Here is a 13,735-nt window from a genome sequence, read left to right on the forward strand (position 1 = left end):
TTTTGGGTTGATCTGACTCGTTTGAGGATTCACGGAGGGGTTTTTCTGGGCCAGGGTTTGGCTGTCTTGATTCGGAGGCAGCGATGACACGGGCCTATTCGTCTGATTTGCGCGAGCGGGTGATTGGTGCGGTTGCGGGCGGGCTTTCGGCAACCTCGGCGGCCAAGGTTTTTTCGGTGAGTGCCAGCAGCGCGATCAAATGGGTCCGTCAGTGGCGGCTTGACGGACGAACGGCGCCGAGCGGCCTTCGCGGTCATCGTCGCGCGGTTCTTGAGCCGCATGCCGCGTGGCTGCTCGACCTGATTGGGGCACAGTCGGATATCACGCTTGAAGAAGTCCGGGTCCTGCTGCGCGAGCGCGGCATTACGGTCAGCGTGGCAACGGTGTGGAGCTTCTACGACCGGCGCGGCATCAGCTTCAAAAAAAAGCGTTTACGCGACCGAGCAGGATCGGCCCGACGTGGCGATGGCCCGCGAGGTCTGGAAAGCGCAACAAGGGCTGCTTGATCCAGCCCGCCTCGTCTTCATCGATGAGACCGGCACCTCGACCAACATGGCGCGATTGCGTGGCCGCTGCCGCCGTGGCCAACGCCTGGTCGGCAAGATTCCACACGGTCACTGGAAGATCACCACCTTCGTCGCGGCACTGCGCCACGACGCTATCACCGCTCCCTTTGTCATCAACGAGCCGATGAATGGCGAGATCTTTCGCGTCTACCTGCAACGATGCCTGGTCCCGACCCTGAAGCCAGGCGACATCGTGGTGATGGACAATCTGCCCGCCCACAAGAACGACGATGTTCGACAAATCATCGAGGCCGCTGGCGCGCAGTTGCGCTATCTGCCGCCGTACTCGCCCGACCTCAACCCGATCGAGATGGCGTTCGCAAAGCTCAAGGCCCATCTGCGAAAGGCCGCCGAGCGATCGATCCCCGCACTCTGGAACAGGATCGGTTCTATCCTCGATCTCTTCTCTCCAGACCAATGCATCAACTTCTTCAATCACGCCGGTTATGCGTAATCTCAATCCAAAATGGCTCTAAATCCCTGATCGCGAACGCAAGCCGCGCCTCGAGCGAGATGATCGCGACCGAGGCCACCATGCCCAGGAAACCGCAGAAGCGGGAGCAGCCAATGGCACGCCAGTCCTCAGCCCATGACAGCCTCCCAAGCCTCCGCGAAGAGGCCGCCGGCTGCCGCGCCTGCCCCCTCTGGAAGGATGCGACGCAGACCGTGTTCGGCGAAGGACTGGCGCACGCACAGGTCATGCTGGTGGGCGAGCAGCCCGGCGACAAGGAAGACCTCGCGGGGAAACCGTTCATCGGCCCGGCGGGGCAGATGCTTGACCGCGCACTCAAGGAAGCCGGAATCGACCGCACGAAAGTTTACGTCACCAATGCCGTGAAGCACTTCAAGTTCGTGCCGCGCGGCAAGATCAGGCTGCACCAGAAGCCGAACACGCCGGAAATTAGGGCGTGCCGCCCATGGTATGAGCGCGAACTGGCGGCGGTCAATCCGGCGCTGGTGGTGGCGATGGGCTCAACCGCTGCGCAAAGCGTGTTCGGAAAGATCACACCGATCAACAAGTCGCGCGGACGGCTGATCGATATGAAGGACGGGCGCAAGGCGCTGGTGACGGTGCATCCGTCCTATCTGCTGCGGTTGCCGGACCAGGACGACAGAGCCCGCGAATATAAGCGTTTCGTCGACGATCTGAAAATTGCCGCGACACACCTGCAACGCGACCGGGCGGCGTGATGGCCGCTGATTCATAGCCACTTTTGTGTTCAAAAGCTGCTTATGCCGCCAGCGTGGTCTCGACCAGCCTGATCCAGTACGACGAGCCATATGCGATGGCGTCGTCGTTGAAGTTGTAGGCGGGATGATGCAGGCCCGCGCTGTCGCCATTGCCGATGAAGATGAAAGCGCCGGGCCGGGCTTCCAGCATATAGGCGAAATCCTCCCCACCCATCATCGGCGGCGTCCCGTGAACATTGCCGTCGCCAGCAATCTCTTTCGCGATCCTGATCGCGGTTTCCGTCTGCTCCGGATGATTCACCGTGACCGGATAGCCGCGCCGGAATTTGACATCGATGTTGGCGCCGGTTGTCAGCGCCACGCCGGCGGCGACCTCCCGAATCCGCTTCTCCATCTGGTCGCGCACGTCGGCCTTCAGGGCGCGGACGGTTCCGCGCAACTCGACCGTCTGCGGAATGACGTTGCGGGTGCTGCCGGCGCGGAACTCGCATATGGAAATCACCGCCGATTCCAGCGGATCGACATTGCGCGACACGATCGATTGCAGGGCCATGACAAGCTGCGAACCTGCCAGCACCGGGTCGATGCACAGATGCGGACGCGCGGCGTGGCCGCCGTGACCCTCGATCCTGAAATCGACGCTGTCGGTCGCGGCCATGATCGGCCCCGGCCGGATCGCGAAGGCTCCGAGCGGAACGCCGGGGAGGTTATGCATGCCATAGACCTGATCGATCCTGAAACGATCCATCAGCCCGTCCTTGATCATCGCCGCGGCGCCTGCGCCGCCCTCTTCCGCCGGCTGAAAGATCACGATCGCCTCACCGGCGAAATTCCGCGTCTCCGCGAGATAGCGCGCGGCGCCAAGCAACATCGCGGTGTGGCCGTCATGACCGCAGGCATGCATTCTGCCGGCCGTCGCCGAGGCGTAAGGCAGGTTGGTTTCCTCCTGGATCGGCAGCGCGTCCATGTCGGCGCGCAGACCGATCACCTTGACCTCCCCGCCCGCCGGGCGTCTGCCCTTGATGACGCCGACGACGCCGGTGCTGCCTAGACCGGTTACGATCTCGTCACAGCCGAACTCCCGCAAGCGGTCGGCCACGAACGCGGCGGTGCGAGGAACGTCGTAGAGCAACTCCGGGTGGGCGTGGATATCCCTGCGCCAGCCGGCGATATCGGATTGCAGATCGGCAACGCGGTTGACGACAGGCATCTTTGAGTTTCCGGGCCGGGTTGCAAGAATCTCCCCGGCGCATTTGATTGCACTCGTTCAGCAGACGGTAAGGGCGTCACGCCGACTTGCGGACGGCATTATCCATCAAGGTCTTGCCGAGCGACCAGATCGCACCTGGAACCTGATGGCTTGCGGCAATGACGCTGTCGAACGAGGTCTCGATCCACTTGCAGTCTTCGTCATTGATGATGAGCGGCGGCAGCAGCTTGATCGTATGGCTGCCGTGACCGGCGACCTGGGTGAGGATCTTGTGATCCTTGAACAACGGCACGGTGATAAGCTGGCAGAACAGACCCTTGTTGGCGGTTTCCAGCAGATTCCAGGACGCTCTCAGGCGCAGCGATTTCGGAGGCCCGAACTCGACGCCGATCATGAGGCCCTTGCCGCGCACCTCTTTCAGAAGTTCATAGCCGGGCACCATGCGGTTGAGCGCCAGCTGCAATTCCGCGCCGCGCCGCGCCGCGTTCTCGATCAGATTCTCGGCTTTCAGCACTTCAAGCGTGGCAATGCCGGCCGCCATCGCGAGATCGTTTTTGGCGAATGTCGAACCGTGCACGACGGCGCGATCCATCCGGTTGAAGACTTTGTCGAAGATGTGCTTGCGGGTCAGCACCACGCCGATCGGCACATGACCGCCGGACAACGCCTTGGCCAGCAGCACCATGTCCGGCTCGACGTTCCAGTGCTCGACGGCCAGAAACCGTCCGGTACGGCCGATACCGGTTTGAATTTCATCCGCCACGAACAGCGTGCCATATTTGCGACACAACGCGGCGGCTCCGGGCAGGAACTCATCGGTGGGCATATTGACGCCCTTGCCCTGGATCGGCTCGACGATGAGGGCCGCGATCTGGCGCGACGACAGCGCCTGCTCCAGCGCGGCCAGATCATTGAAGGGAACCACCTTGCAATCCGGCAGCAGGGGATCGAATCCGCCACGGAAATTCTTGTCGTCCGTCAGCGAGAGTGCACCGTAGGTCAGGCCATGGTAGCCGTGATCGCAGTACACGATACCGGTCCGCCCGGTGGCGACGCGCGCGAACTTGATGGCGGCCTCGACGCTTTCCGCTCCGGAATTCGCAAAAAACACCTTGTCGAGATAAGGAATATGATCGAGCAGCCGCTCGGCCAGAACACCGGCCAGCGTGGAGACATCCATCTGCACGAGATTGGGAAGATCACTGTCGAGAACGCTTTTCAGCGCATGCCGCAACACCGGATGGTTCCGGCCGATCGCAAAAACGCCAAACCCGCTCAGTAGATCAAGATAACGCGCGCCATCGCGATCGACCAGATATTGACCCTGCCCGCTTTGGAAACCAACGTCATAGCCGATGGTCTTCAGAACCCTGACAAGCTGTTCATTGAGATGGCGGACGTGCATCGCGCTGCGTTGCGCCTGCCGCTCCACAAACATCTCGGAAACGTCTAGATTTGGATATAGCATCCGCTACATAGTTCGGTTGATGACCGCTTCGTCAACTGAAAAACGTGAATACGGCATTCGACTTTGTCACTGATCCCCAATCCTCTACCCTCAGCACAGGCTTGAAAATATGCTCCAGCGCTCGAGACATCCCATGCGTATTCTAGATTATTGCAGAACTTCCGCCATGACTTCCCTTGTCGCGGCAACCGTGATGACGGCGAGTTCCGGTGTCGCCGGAGCGGCTGATCCGACCGGTGACTGGCGCGTTGCCGAGGGAGTCGCCAACATTCGCGTCGCCGAATGCAACGGCTCGATGTGGGGCGTTGTCGCGTGGGAGAAAAAGCCTGGCGGCGTCGATCGGAACAATCCGGACGCCTCCAAAAGGAGCCGGCCGACGCTGGGGATGCCGATCCTTCTGGATATGAAGAAGAAGGCCGACAAGGATGCGTGGGAAGGCCAAGTCTACAACGCAAAGGACGGCAAGACATACGAGTCGACGATCAAGCTTGCATCGCCCGATCAACTCGAGATCGAAGGTTGCGTGCTCGGCTTTCTTTGCGGCGGCGAGACGTGGACCCGCGTCGGCCCACCGATTTCGACCAGTGCGTCCAACGCCCCTGGCGCGACTGCCTCAAAGACAGGCACAGCCAAGACCGCGAAGCCACACAAAACCTCGTCCAAAAACAAGGCATCGACCACCGGCACGGCATCCGATGATCCTGTCGGCGACATCTGCCTACTTCCCGACATCGCGGGGGCGACCCATTAACGCGGGCTGAAACAGGAGCACCGCGGCAAGTGTGGTGATGAGTGACAGCGCCAGCAGCTTACCCATACTTGCCGTGCCCGGATGACTGGACAACCACAGGCTCCCGAAAGCAGTCGCGGTTGTCAGGGCGCTGAAGAAGATCGCCCGTGTCAGGCTTGATTGCAGCAGGTTCGTTCTGCCGGATCGCCATGCCGTGACATAATAAATCTTGAACGCCACGCCGACGCCGAGCAGCAAGGGCAGCGCCACGATGTTGGCGAAGTTGAGCGGGAGTCCGATCAACACGCATATCTCCAGCGTGACGGCTCCGGCCACCAGCAGCGGCACCAGCGTCAACAGCACATCGGTAATCCGCCGCAGCGCCAGCCAGAGCAGAATGCTGATGGAGACCAGAGCCCAAAGCCCGGCCTCGATGAACGCCTTGACGATGGTGTCGCCGGACTTGAGAATCGATACCGGCCCGCCGATCGCGTTGGGCGCGGCTGCAAGCACGGCGCTGGCAAATTCTCGCAGCGTTTCATTGTTGTCCGGATCCCCGCGCGGCAATACTTCGACACGGGTAATGCCGTCCTCGCTCTTCCAGAGATTCACGAAATCCGGCGGCAGGGATTCAAGCGTGACAGGCTCCGCCTTCAGCAAGTTGCGTAGCTGATCGAACATGATCTTAAGCGGCTCGACGAACGCGGCTTGCGCTTTCTCGCGCGTGGCCTGGTTCGAATCAGCCAACCGGGTCAGGTCGTCAGCCAGCCGTTTCGCGGCAGTGGCACCCGCCCCCTGATGAGTGCCTGCCGCCTTCCGCAGGCTATCGGCGGTACCCTTCAGCGCGTCGATATTCTCCTCGTCCGAGGGCGGCGGATCGATCGAATCCGGATTGAGCGCGGGGTCAAGAATTTTGGCGCCCCGCGCGATCAGCTTGAGCTTCGCGGGCTGGTCAGCGGGCACAAAACTATCGAGCGACCGGGTGCTTGCGACTTCAGGCACCTCGGCGAGCCGGGCCTCGACCTGCCGCGCTTCCTGTTCGGACTTGACCATCACATTGATGGCGTTCGCGCCTGTATCGGGATCTTTTCGCAAATCCAGATACGTCGCGATCGACTCGACCTTTGCGCTCCTGAGGTGGATCGGATTGAAATCGAACCGCAGGAAGTAAAGCGCAGGCGCGCCGAGAATGACGACCGCGATCGTGCCGCCGACGATCGCCACGCGATGGTCTTCGAGAAAGCGATCGAGCGGAGCCAGAAACGCGTAGCCGACGGGCTCTTTCTCGCCCGGCGGGTTCAGAATGCGCAGCAGGGCCGGAAGAATGGTGATGCTCGCGAAAAACGCAATCATCATGCCCACGCCGGCGATTTTGCCGAGTTCCGAAACGCCCTTGTAATCAGTCGGCATGAACGACAGGAAGCCCGCCGCTGTCGCCAGCGCCGCCAGCGAAAGCGGGACCGAGGAACGCTTGGCCGCCACCACCAGCGCCCTTTCCAGATCGTCGGACTTGAAACGCTCGGATCGGTAGCGGACGCTGTACTGGATGCCGAAATCAACGCCGAGACCGACAAACAGAACGGCAAAGGCGATCGACAGCAGCGTGAGCGATGTCACCATCATAAGGCCGACCGCCGTCGTGATCGCCAATCCGATGAACAGCGTTGCGGACACCGCGAGGATGATTTTCGGCGAGCGCAACGCCAGCCAGAGGATCACCAGCACGATCAGCACCGTCCCCACGCCGTTGACGATCGCCCCCTCCTGCACGGTGGCGAATTCCTCGTTGGCGATCGGAACCGGCCCGGTCAGCCGGACGCGCGCCCCGAACTTGCCGGCGATATCCAGATCGGAGGCGGCGTTACGGATCGCATCGGTGGCGTCCTTTCCGGGCTCCAGCGCGTTGAAATCGAGGTATGGTTTGATCTGGATCAGCGAGCGGCGATCGGAATCCGGCAGCGGCTTGTCGCTTGCAAGCTGACGCCAGGAGAAGACGCCGCTTCCCTTTGTCAGCACGTCCTCGACGCTCCCGGCGATCAGCGAGAACGGCCTAGCGGTGCTGTCGAGTTCGAACTGCCCCCGCTTCAAGCCAACCAGCGCCGTTTCGAGCGCGGCGGTCAGCCCGCGCAAGCTCGGATCGCCGGCCATGATCTCGACCAGCGGCGCGGCCTCGCCGAACTGGCCGGTGAGTTGCTTGACCTCCTCCGTGGGGAGGAACAAGAGGCCGTTGCGCTCGAAAAACGGCCCGCCGCCCAGGAACTGGACGGATTCGAAATGGCGATGATCCTCGGTGAGCTTCGCGGCCAGCATAGCGCCGGCGGCACTGGCGAACTCCGCCGTGGGGGCCTCCACGACCGCAAGAATCAGCCTCTCCCGGTCGAACGCCTTCTCGAACGCGATGTCGCGTTGCCGCCAATCCAGGTCGGGAGATATTAACCTATTGATATCCGTATTTATTTCGAAATTCTTAACCGAATAGAAGACAGCCCCGGCGGCCAGGACGGTCGCAATCAATGCAGTAGCCCAGGCAAATCGCGTGCAAGCCTTAACGATTGAAACAACAGTACTTGTCAGCACATTCTTTCTTTCTGCTACCGTATACGGATACGCACCACGAGCGGACCGGCGTTTGTTTTGACGCGTTCTTTTCACGCGAGGCGATACCTGCTTCGCTCGAAACGCTATAATGAGTTTTTATGCTATTTCAGAGACATGGATAAGGTGCGTAACACCCGCGGAAGGGTTTGGTTCGGGAGATTGCCGATGATTCAAGCGCCTTGATATAGTCGACTCCACGAACGGCAAGTGACGAATGAGTGAGGGCCATTCAGGCAGGTTAACCCTATATCATAATACCGGGGATCTTGTTCCGGGATCGGCCGCGGGCTAGGAGTCTGCGGCATCGGAGCGTTTTGTTCTGACGCAAATGCCATATATGTCATAGCTTTGAAACCCGGAAATGGCGGCTCGCAGATTATACGTCTGTGACATTTCTTGAAGGCGCGCGCGATTTTGAGAAGACCGTCCGGTTCTATATGGAGTTACAGCATAATGCATAAGGTGCGAATTGACTGATCCTCGTCCGATTGAAGTTCTGCTGGCACAGCCGCGCGGATTCTGCGCAGGCGTTGTCCGCGCGATCGAGACTGTCGAACGCGCGCTGGAGAAGTACGGTCCCCCAGTGTATGTCCGCCACGAGATCGTACACAACAAATACGTCGTCGAAAGCCTGAAGAATAAAGGGGCGATTTTCGTCGAGGATCTGTCGGAGGTCCCTCCAAAGGCGGTGACCGTATTCAGTGCTCACGGCGTGGCGCAAAGCGTGGAAGAAGAGGCCGCCGCTCGCGGTCTTCCCGTGCTCAACGCCACCTGCCCGCTCGTCACCAAGGTTCACAACCAGGGCAAACGCTACACGTCCAAGGGCCGGACCCTGATCCTGATCGGCCATGCCGGCCATCCCGAGGTCGAGGGAACTATGGGACAGGTTCCAGGACCCGTCCTGCTTGTTCAGAATGTCGACGACGTCGCGGCCCTGACGCTGCCCGCCGATACGCCCGTGGCCTATATCACGCAGACGACGCTGAGCGTCGACGACACCAAGGACATCATCATCGCCCTCCAGCAGCGTTTTACTGATATTCAAGGTCCCGATACGCGGGATATCTGCTATGCAACGCAGAATCGCCAATCCGCGGTAAGAGACCTGAGCAAGCTGGTGGACGTCATTCTGGTGGTCGGCGCAGCCAATAGTTCCAATTCAAACCGGCTGCGGGAAATTGGCACCGAGGTCGGCGTCGCCAGTTATCTTATCGCTGACGGCAGCGAACTCAACGCTGAGTGGCTGGAAGGGGCGAAAGCCGTGGGCGTTACCGCGGGCGCTTCGGCTCCGGAAGTCCTGGTCGACGACGTCATCGAGGCCTTGAAGCGCATCAGGCCGGTCGCTGTCTCGGTCCTGCCGGGACGCGAAGAGAACATTGAATTCCGGCTTCCCTCTGAACTCACCTCAGCTTGATCCCCTTCAGATTTTCAGCTGTTAACTCCCGAAAGAACACTCGATTATGGCAATACCGTTTTTCAAAGAACTGAAGATCAGCGGGTATCTGATCAAGCAGAAGCTGATGGGCCGCAAGCGCTATCCGCTTGTGCTGATGCTGGAACCCCTCTTCCGCTGCAATCTCGGCTGCGCCGGATGCGGCAAGATCGACTACCCCGATGCGATCCTGAACCGTCGCATGAGCGCTCAGGAATGCTGGGACGCCGCCGAGGAATGCGGAGCGCCGATGGTCGCCATTCCGGGCGGCGAACCGCTGATCCACAAGGAGATCGGCGAGATCGTGCGCGGACTGGTCGCGCGCAAGAAGTTCGTCTCGCTCTGCACCAACGCGCTCCTGCTGGAGAAAAAGCTCGATCTGTTCGAGCCCTCGCCCTATCTGTTTTTTTCCGTGCATCTCGACGGCCTGCGCGAGCACCATGACAAGTCGGTATGCCAGGAGGGCGTGTTCGATCGCGCGGTCTCCGCCATCAAGGCGGCGAAGGCACGGGGTTTCACCGTCAACGTCAACGCCACGATCTTCGACAATTATCCGGCGGAAGAGATCGCAAAGTTCCTCGACTTCACGGCCGAGCTTGGCGTCGGCGTTTCGATGTCGCCGGGTTACGCCTATGAGCGCGCGCCCGATCAGGAGCACTTCCTGAACCGCACCAAGACCAAAAAACTGTTTCGTGATGTCTTCGCGCTCGGCAAGGGCAAGAAGTGGAGTTTCATGCACTCCAGCCTGTTCCTCGACTTCCTCGCCGGCAATCAGGAATATCATTGCACGCCATGGGGAATGCCGGCGCGCAACATTTTCGGTTGGCAGAAACCCTGCTACCTGCTCGGCGAAGGCTATACCAAAACCTTCAAGGAACTCATGGAGACCACCGACTGGGATTCCTACGGGACCGGCAAGTATGAAAAGTGCGCCAACTGCATGGCGCACTGCGGATACGAGCCGACCGCCGCCACCGCCGCCTTGAACAACCCGCTCAAGACCATGTGGGTGGCCTTGCGCGGGGTCCGGACCACGGGCCCGATGGCGCCCGAGATCGATCTCAGCACGCAGCGTCCCGCGCAATACATCTTCGCCGAGCAGGTTCAGAAGAAATTGTCGGAAATCCGCAAGGATGAAGCTGCCGCCGCCGCTGCCAAGCAGGCGGCAAAGGAACAGAAGGACTCTACCGCAGCGTGACACCGTTTCGCGACAGGCCCGCAGCCCGCGCAGACTCGCAGCAAAAGAACACCGTTGTGAGCTTTCCGGATTAGCCGGTCTGGTCTCAACCGGGAAATCCGGGAGCCCCGCTTCTGATGGAATCAGAAGCGGGGCTCTTGGGCTTTGATTGGATGTATTTTCTTCACCAGAACCAGCGCCCGCTTCACTCGAAAACGCTATGTGATCTGATCTGACGCGTGTTCTTCACGCGAGCCGGTATCCCGACCCTCGGGTCACGCCGAAGGATGTGCTTCGCTGGAAAACGCCGTGGGTTGCGAAGCCTCGGTTCCCCTGGAACCAGATGTCGCCGCAAATGCGCCGGCGACCTCGCCAACACAGCAACGCGCTTCAACCTATAGCCTTTTCGCTTCTGATGGAATCAGAAGCGAGGCTCTATGATCTTGTTTTGACGCGTTTTCTTCACGCGAACCGGTATCCACTTCGCCGGAAAATGCTCTAACGCGATCGCATGTTTGAAGAGTCGACCCGGCTCAGCCCATCAAAGCCGGGCGGGTTGAGGCACGCTCGCTCGCAAACCGGAAAAGCGCCTTGCCGGAACCGGCTCTCCGGCGCGGCCTTTTCGATGGCCTGGCCCCCGGGATCTTGCGGCCGGCGCCGCTGGATAATCCGCCGGAGCGAGAGTCGCACCGCCCAACAGAAAAACACGGCATCCGCGCAAGGAGCGCAGAGCCCGATTGAAATCCACTCCGGTCGACACCAGCGCACGCAAAGTCAGCGGATTTCGAGCAAGGCCGCTCAGCACCTTCTTCAGGTCGATGTTGCCGTTCGGCTTGATGGCGTTGCGGGCGATCGCCGGCAGCGCCCGCGTCGCCGGATCACTGATCACACGCAAGGCGGCGAAAGGGAGACCTGCCTCCGTCGCATAAGCAGCCGCGATGTGACTTTCCATATCGACAGCCGAAGCGCCGGTCGTCGCATGGAGCACCGCCTTGCCGGCCTGTCCCAGCACGACCTGCTCGACGCCGGCAAGCCCGGCGCGCACCACCTTTTGACCGCCCAGACCGGTGCCGTCGATCAGTTCCTCGCTCAAAGCGAGGCCTGCCCGCCACCGCGAAGGACCGTTCACGACTTCCGTTGCAACGACAACGTCTCCCGATTTCAGGGACGGATCGAGCCCGCCGGCGACGCCGAAGCTGATCACGCCGCGCACCGTGGACGAATCGAATTGGTCGAGAAGCTTGCGCAACTGCCGGGGATTGCTGCTGCTGCAAATGACGGTCATGCCGGGGCCTGCGGCGATGCGGGCTTCCTGAACCAGACCGGTCACAATCAATACCGGCCGCGGGTCAAGGGCATCGCCCACGGACACGTCAATCGTCGTCCCCAAACTCACATCCCGACCCCTACCGCCTTGCTATTGGTGCTTCTCAAATTCCGATACCGCGCCAGCGCCCAGAGCGGGAAGAACTTGGAGTAGCCATGGTACCTCAGATAAAATACGCGTGGAAAGCCCGTGGCCGTATAGCGCTGCTCGTCCCACAGACCTTTTTTTGTTTGTGTGTCTATCAGGTACTTGATTCCCCTCGCCACCGCAGGATTTTCGACCTCGCCCGCCGCCATCAAGGCCAGCAACGCCCAGGCCGTCTGCGAAGCCGTGGTCGGCGCTCCCTCGAATCCCTTATAGTCGAGTCGGTAGCTGACCGCATCCTCGCCCCAGCCGCCATCGGCATTCTGGATCGACACCAGCCAGTTCACCGCCCGGCGGATCACGGGATCCTGGTGATCGACCCCGGCGACGTTGAGCGCGCAGAGCACTGACCAGGTGCCGTAGATGTAGTTCAGGCCCCAGCGGCCGTACCACGAACCCTCCGCGAGCTGGGTCCGGCGCAGATACTCGACTCCCGCCGCCATGGACGAGCTGCTGTCCACGGTCTCGCCGAGTTGCGCCAGCATCGAGACGCACCGCGCGGTGACATCCTCGGTCGGCGGATCGAGCAGAGCGGCATGGTCGGAGAACGGGATGTTGTTAAGGTAGTATTCAAGATTGTCGGCATCGAACGCGGCAAAGCCGCCGTCCCGGCTCTGCATCCCCTCGATCCACTCACGACCACGCGCGATCGCTTCGTCGTATCGACCATTCGGGCCGTTCCGGCGCACCCGATCCATCGCCATGACCACGACAGCGGTATCGTCGAGATCGGGATAGTGGCCGTTGGCGTATTGAAACGCCCAGCCGCCCGGCCGCACGTCCGGACGTTTCACCGCCCAGTCGCCCTTGAGAACCAGTTCCTGTTTCAGAAGTAGCCAATCGAGGCATTTGCCGGCGCTGTTTACGGCCTCAGGTCCGCCCGCTTCGAGCAGCGCGTGACAGCTCAGCGCGGTATCCCAGATCGGCGACACGCATGGCTGGCAGTAGGCCTCATTTTCGCCGACGACCAGAAGCTTGTCGATGCCGCGTCGCGTCACCGCGCGCGGCGGATGCTCCGGTGGGAATCCCAACGCGTCATACATCATCACCGTATTGACCATCGGCGGAAAGATCGCGCCGAGGCCGTCCTCTCCGTTGAGGCGCTCCTCGACAAACGCGATCGCCTTTTTCATGGCGCGCGCCCGCAGCCACTTGGGAGACAGCGGTTCTATCAGCCGCAAGACCCGGTCAAAGCCGGTAAACAGCGCGAACCAGCCCGGACTTTGGTGCGGAGCCCTCTTCGGCGTGCCTACCGTCGCCGGATCCTCAAGAAAAAGTTCGCGGATGCCGATGCCGCGCGGATTGCGCGCGCGCGGCTTCAGCGCGGCCAGCACCATCAGCGGCACCATGGTGGTGCGCGCCCAGTAGGAGACCTTGTTGAGATGGAACGGCGACCACATCGGCAGCAGCATGATCTCGACCGGCAGCACCGGAACGCTGCGCCACGTCAGTTCGCCGAAAAACGAGAGCAGAAAGCGCGTGAAGACGTTCACATTCGCCGCGCCGCCTCGGGACAGGATGGCCTCGCGCGCCCGCGCCATGTGTGGCGCGTCGATGGAATCGCCGGCCATTTTCAGCGCGAAATAGGCCTTCACGCTGGCGCTCATGTCGAACGGGCCGTCATGCACCAGCGGCCAGCCGCCATGCGCGCCCTGGATGCGGCGGAGGTAAGCCGCGATCTTGGCTTCGAGCACCGTATCGACGGGTTCGCCGAGGTAATGCCGCATCAGGATGTATTCGGACGGGATGGTTGCGTCGGCCTCGAGTTCGAACACAAAATGACCGTCCGACTGCTTGAGGCTTAGAAGCCCGCGCGTCGCGGCGCCGATACGGTCCCCGAGAACATTATCGTCGATCGGCGCGGCTGTGGCGTTGATGGAATTCATGGCGAC

Annotated in this window: 9 protein-coding genes and 1 pseudogene; 5 read left to right on the forward strand and 5 right to left on the reverse strand. The window is 61.1% G+C overall.

The window, feature by feature from the left end; genetic code table 11:
• Window positions 1-83: 83 nt before the first annotated feature.
• Window positions 84-1,020, forward strand: a protein-coding gene (locus NWI_RS17060; RefSeq protein ID WP_148203782.1) for an IS630 family transposase whose coding sequence is annotated in 2 segments (ribosomal slippage) — window positions 84-419 and window positions 421-1,020 — 936 coding nt in all. Because the reading frame shifts where the segments join, the coding sequence is not laid out codon by codon here.
• Window positions 1,021-1,040: 20 nt separating this feature from the next.
• Window positions 1,041-1,757, forward strand: a pseudogene (locus NWI_RS11790) (UdgX family uracil-DNA binding protein); the annotation flags it as partial.
• Between the two features lie 40 nt (window positions 1,758-1,797).
• Here NWI_RS11790 and NWI_RS11795 read toward each other — a convergent pair.
• Both NWI_RS11795 and hpnO read right to left on the reverse strand, forming a co-directional pair.
• A complete protein-coding gene (locus NWI_RS11795) occupies window positions 1,798-2,967 on the reverse strand; it encodes a M20 aminoacylase family protein (protein WP_011315483.1) in 1,170 nt (389 codons plus the stop codon).
• Window positions 2,968-3,043: 76 nt separating this feature from the next.
• Window positions 3,044-4,435 (reverse strand): aminobacteriohopanetriol synthase HpnO, encoded by a 1,392-nt coding sequence (gene hpnO / locus NWI_RS11800; protein WP_011315484.1) that lies wholly within the window; start codon window positions 4,433-4,435, stop codon window positions 3,044-3,046.
• Window positions 4,436-4,601: 166 nt separating this feature from the next.
• Here hpnO and NWI_RS11805 point away from each other — a divergent pair, with 166 nt between their 5' ends.
• Window positions 4,602-5,186 carry a DUF2147 domain-containing protein gene (locus NWI_RS11805; RefSeq protein WP_148203847.1) on the forward strand — a complete coding sequence of 195 codons (585 nt, stop codon included), beginning with the start codon at window positions 4,602-4,604 and terminating at the stop codon, window positions 5,184-5,186.
• On the opposite strand, the gene NWI_RS11810 is transcribed toward NWI_RS11805, so the two are convergent.
• Window positions 5,154-7,742 carry an MMPL family transporter gene (locus NWI_RS11810; RefSeq protein ID WP_041345049.1) on the reverse strand — a complete coding sequence of 863 codons (2,589 nt, stop codon included), beginning with the start codon at window positions 7,740-7,742 and terminating at the stop codon, window positions 5,154-5,156. The genes NWI_RS11805 and NWI_RS11810 overlap by 33 nt on opposite strands.
• Window positions 7,743-8,250: 508 nt before the next feature.
• On the opposite strand from NWI_RS11810, the gene ispH reads away from it, so the two are divergent.
• Window positions 8,251-9,177, forward strand: coding sequence for a 4-hydroxy-3-methylbut-2-enyl diphosphate reductase (gene ispH, locus NWI_RS11815; protein ID WP_148203939.1), 927 nt, complete (start codon window positions 8,251-8,253; stop codon window positions 9,175-9,177).
• Window positions 9,178-9,223: 46 nt separating this feature from the next.
• The gene (hpnH, locus tag NWI_RS11820; RefSeq protein ID WP_011315488.1) at window positions 9,224-10,393 is read left to right on the forward strand and encodes an adenosyl-hopene transferase HpnH; all 1,170 of its coding nucleotides are present in this window, start codon (window positions 9,224-9,226) and stop codon (window positions 10,391-10,393) included.
• A gap of 520 nt (window positions 10,394-10,913) precedes the next feature.
• Here hpnH and NWI_RS11825 read toward each other — a convergent pair.
• Window positions 10,914-11,768 (reverse strand): phosphorylase, encoded by an 855-nt coding sequence (locus tag NWI_RS11825; protein ID WP_041345050.1) that lies wholly within the window; start codon window positions 11,766-11,768, stop codon window positions 10,914-10,916.
• Window positions 11,765-13,729, reverse strand: coding sequence for a squalene--hopene cyclase (gene shc, locus NWI_RS11830; RefSeq protein ID WP_011315490.1), 1,965 nt, complete (start codon window positions 13,727-13,729; stop codon window positions 11,765-11,767). Before shc ends, NWI_RS11825 begins: the two co-directional genes overlap by 4 nt.
• Window positions 13,730-13,735 lie beyond the last annotated feature (6 nt).

Origin of the sequence: Nitrobacter winogradskyi Nb-255 (genome assembly GCF_000012725.1) — a bacterium.
Taxonomy (GTDB): domain Bacteria; phylum Pseudomonadota; class Alphaproteobacteria; order Rhizobiales; family Xanthobacteraceae; genus Nitrobacter; species Nitrobacter winogradskyi.

Bases quoted from the DNA above. Each gene is read 5' to 3' on its own strand.
- NWI_RS11805 (WP_148203847.1), top strand. From the start codon at position 4,602: ATGACTTCCCTTGTCGCGGCAACCGTGATGACGGCGAGTTCCGGTGTC.
- hpnO (WP_011315484.1), bottom strand. From the start codon at position 4,435: ATGCTATATCCAAATCTAGACGTTTCCGAGATGTTTGTGGAGCGGCAG.
- NWI_RS11795 (WP_011315483.1), bottom strand. From the start codon at position 2,967: ATGCCTGTCGTCAACCGCGTTGCCGATCTGCAATCCGATATCGCCGGC.
- shc (WP_011315490.1), bottom strand. From the start codon at position 13,729: ATGAATTCCATCAACGCCACAGCCGCGCCGATCGACGATAATGTTCTC.
- hpnH (WP_011315488.1), top strand. From the start codon at position 9,224: ATGGCAATACCGTTTTTCAAAGAACTGAAGATCAGCGGGTATCTGATC.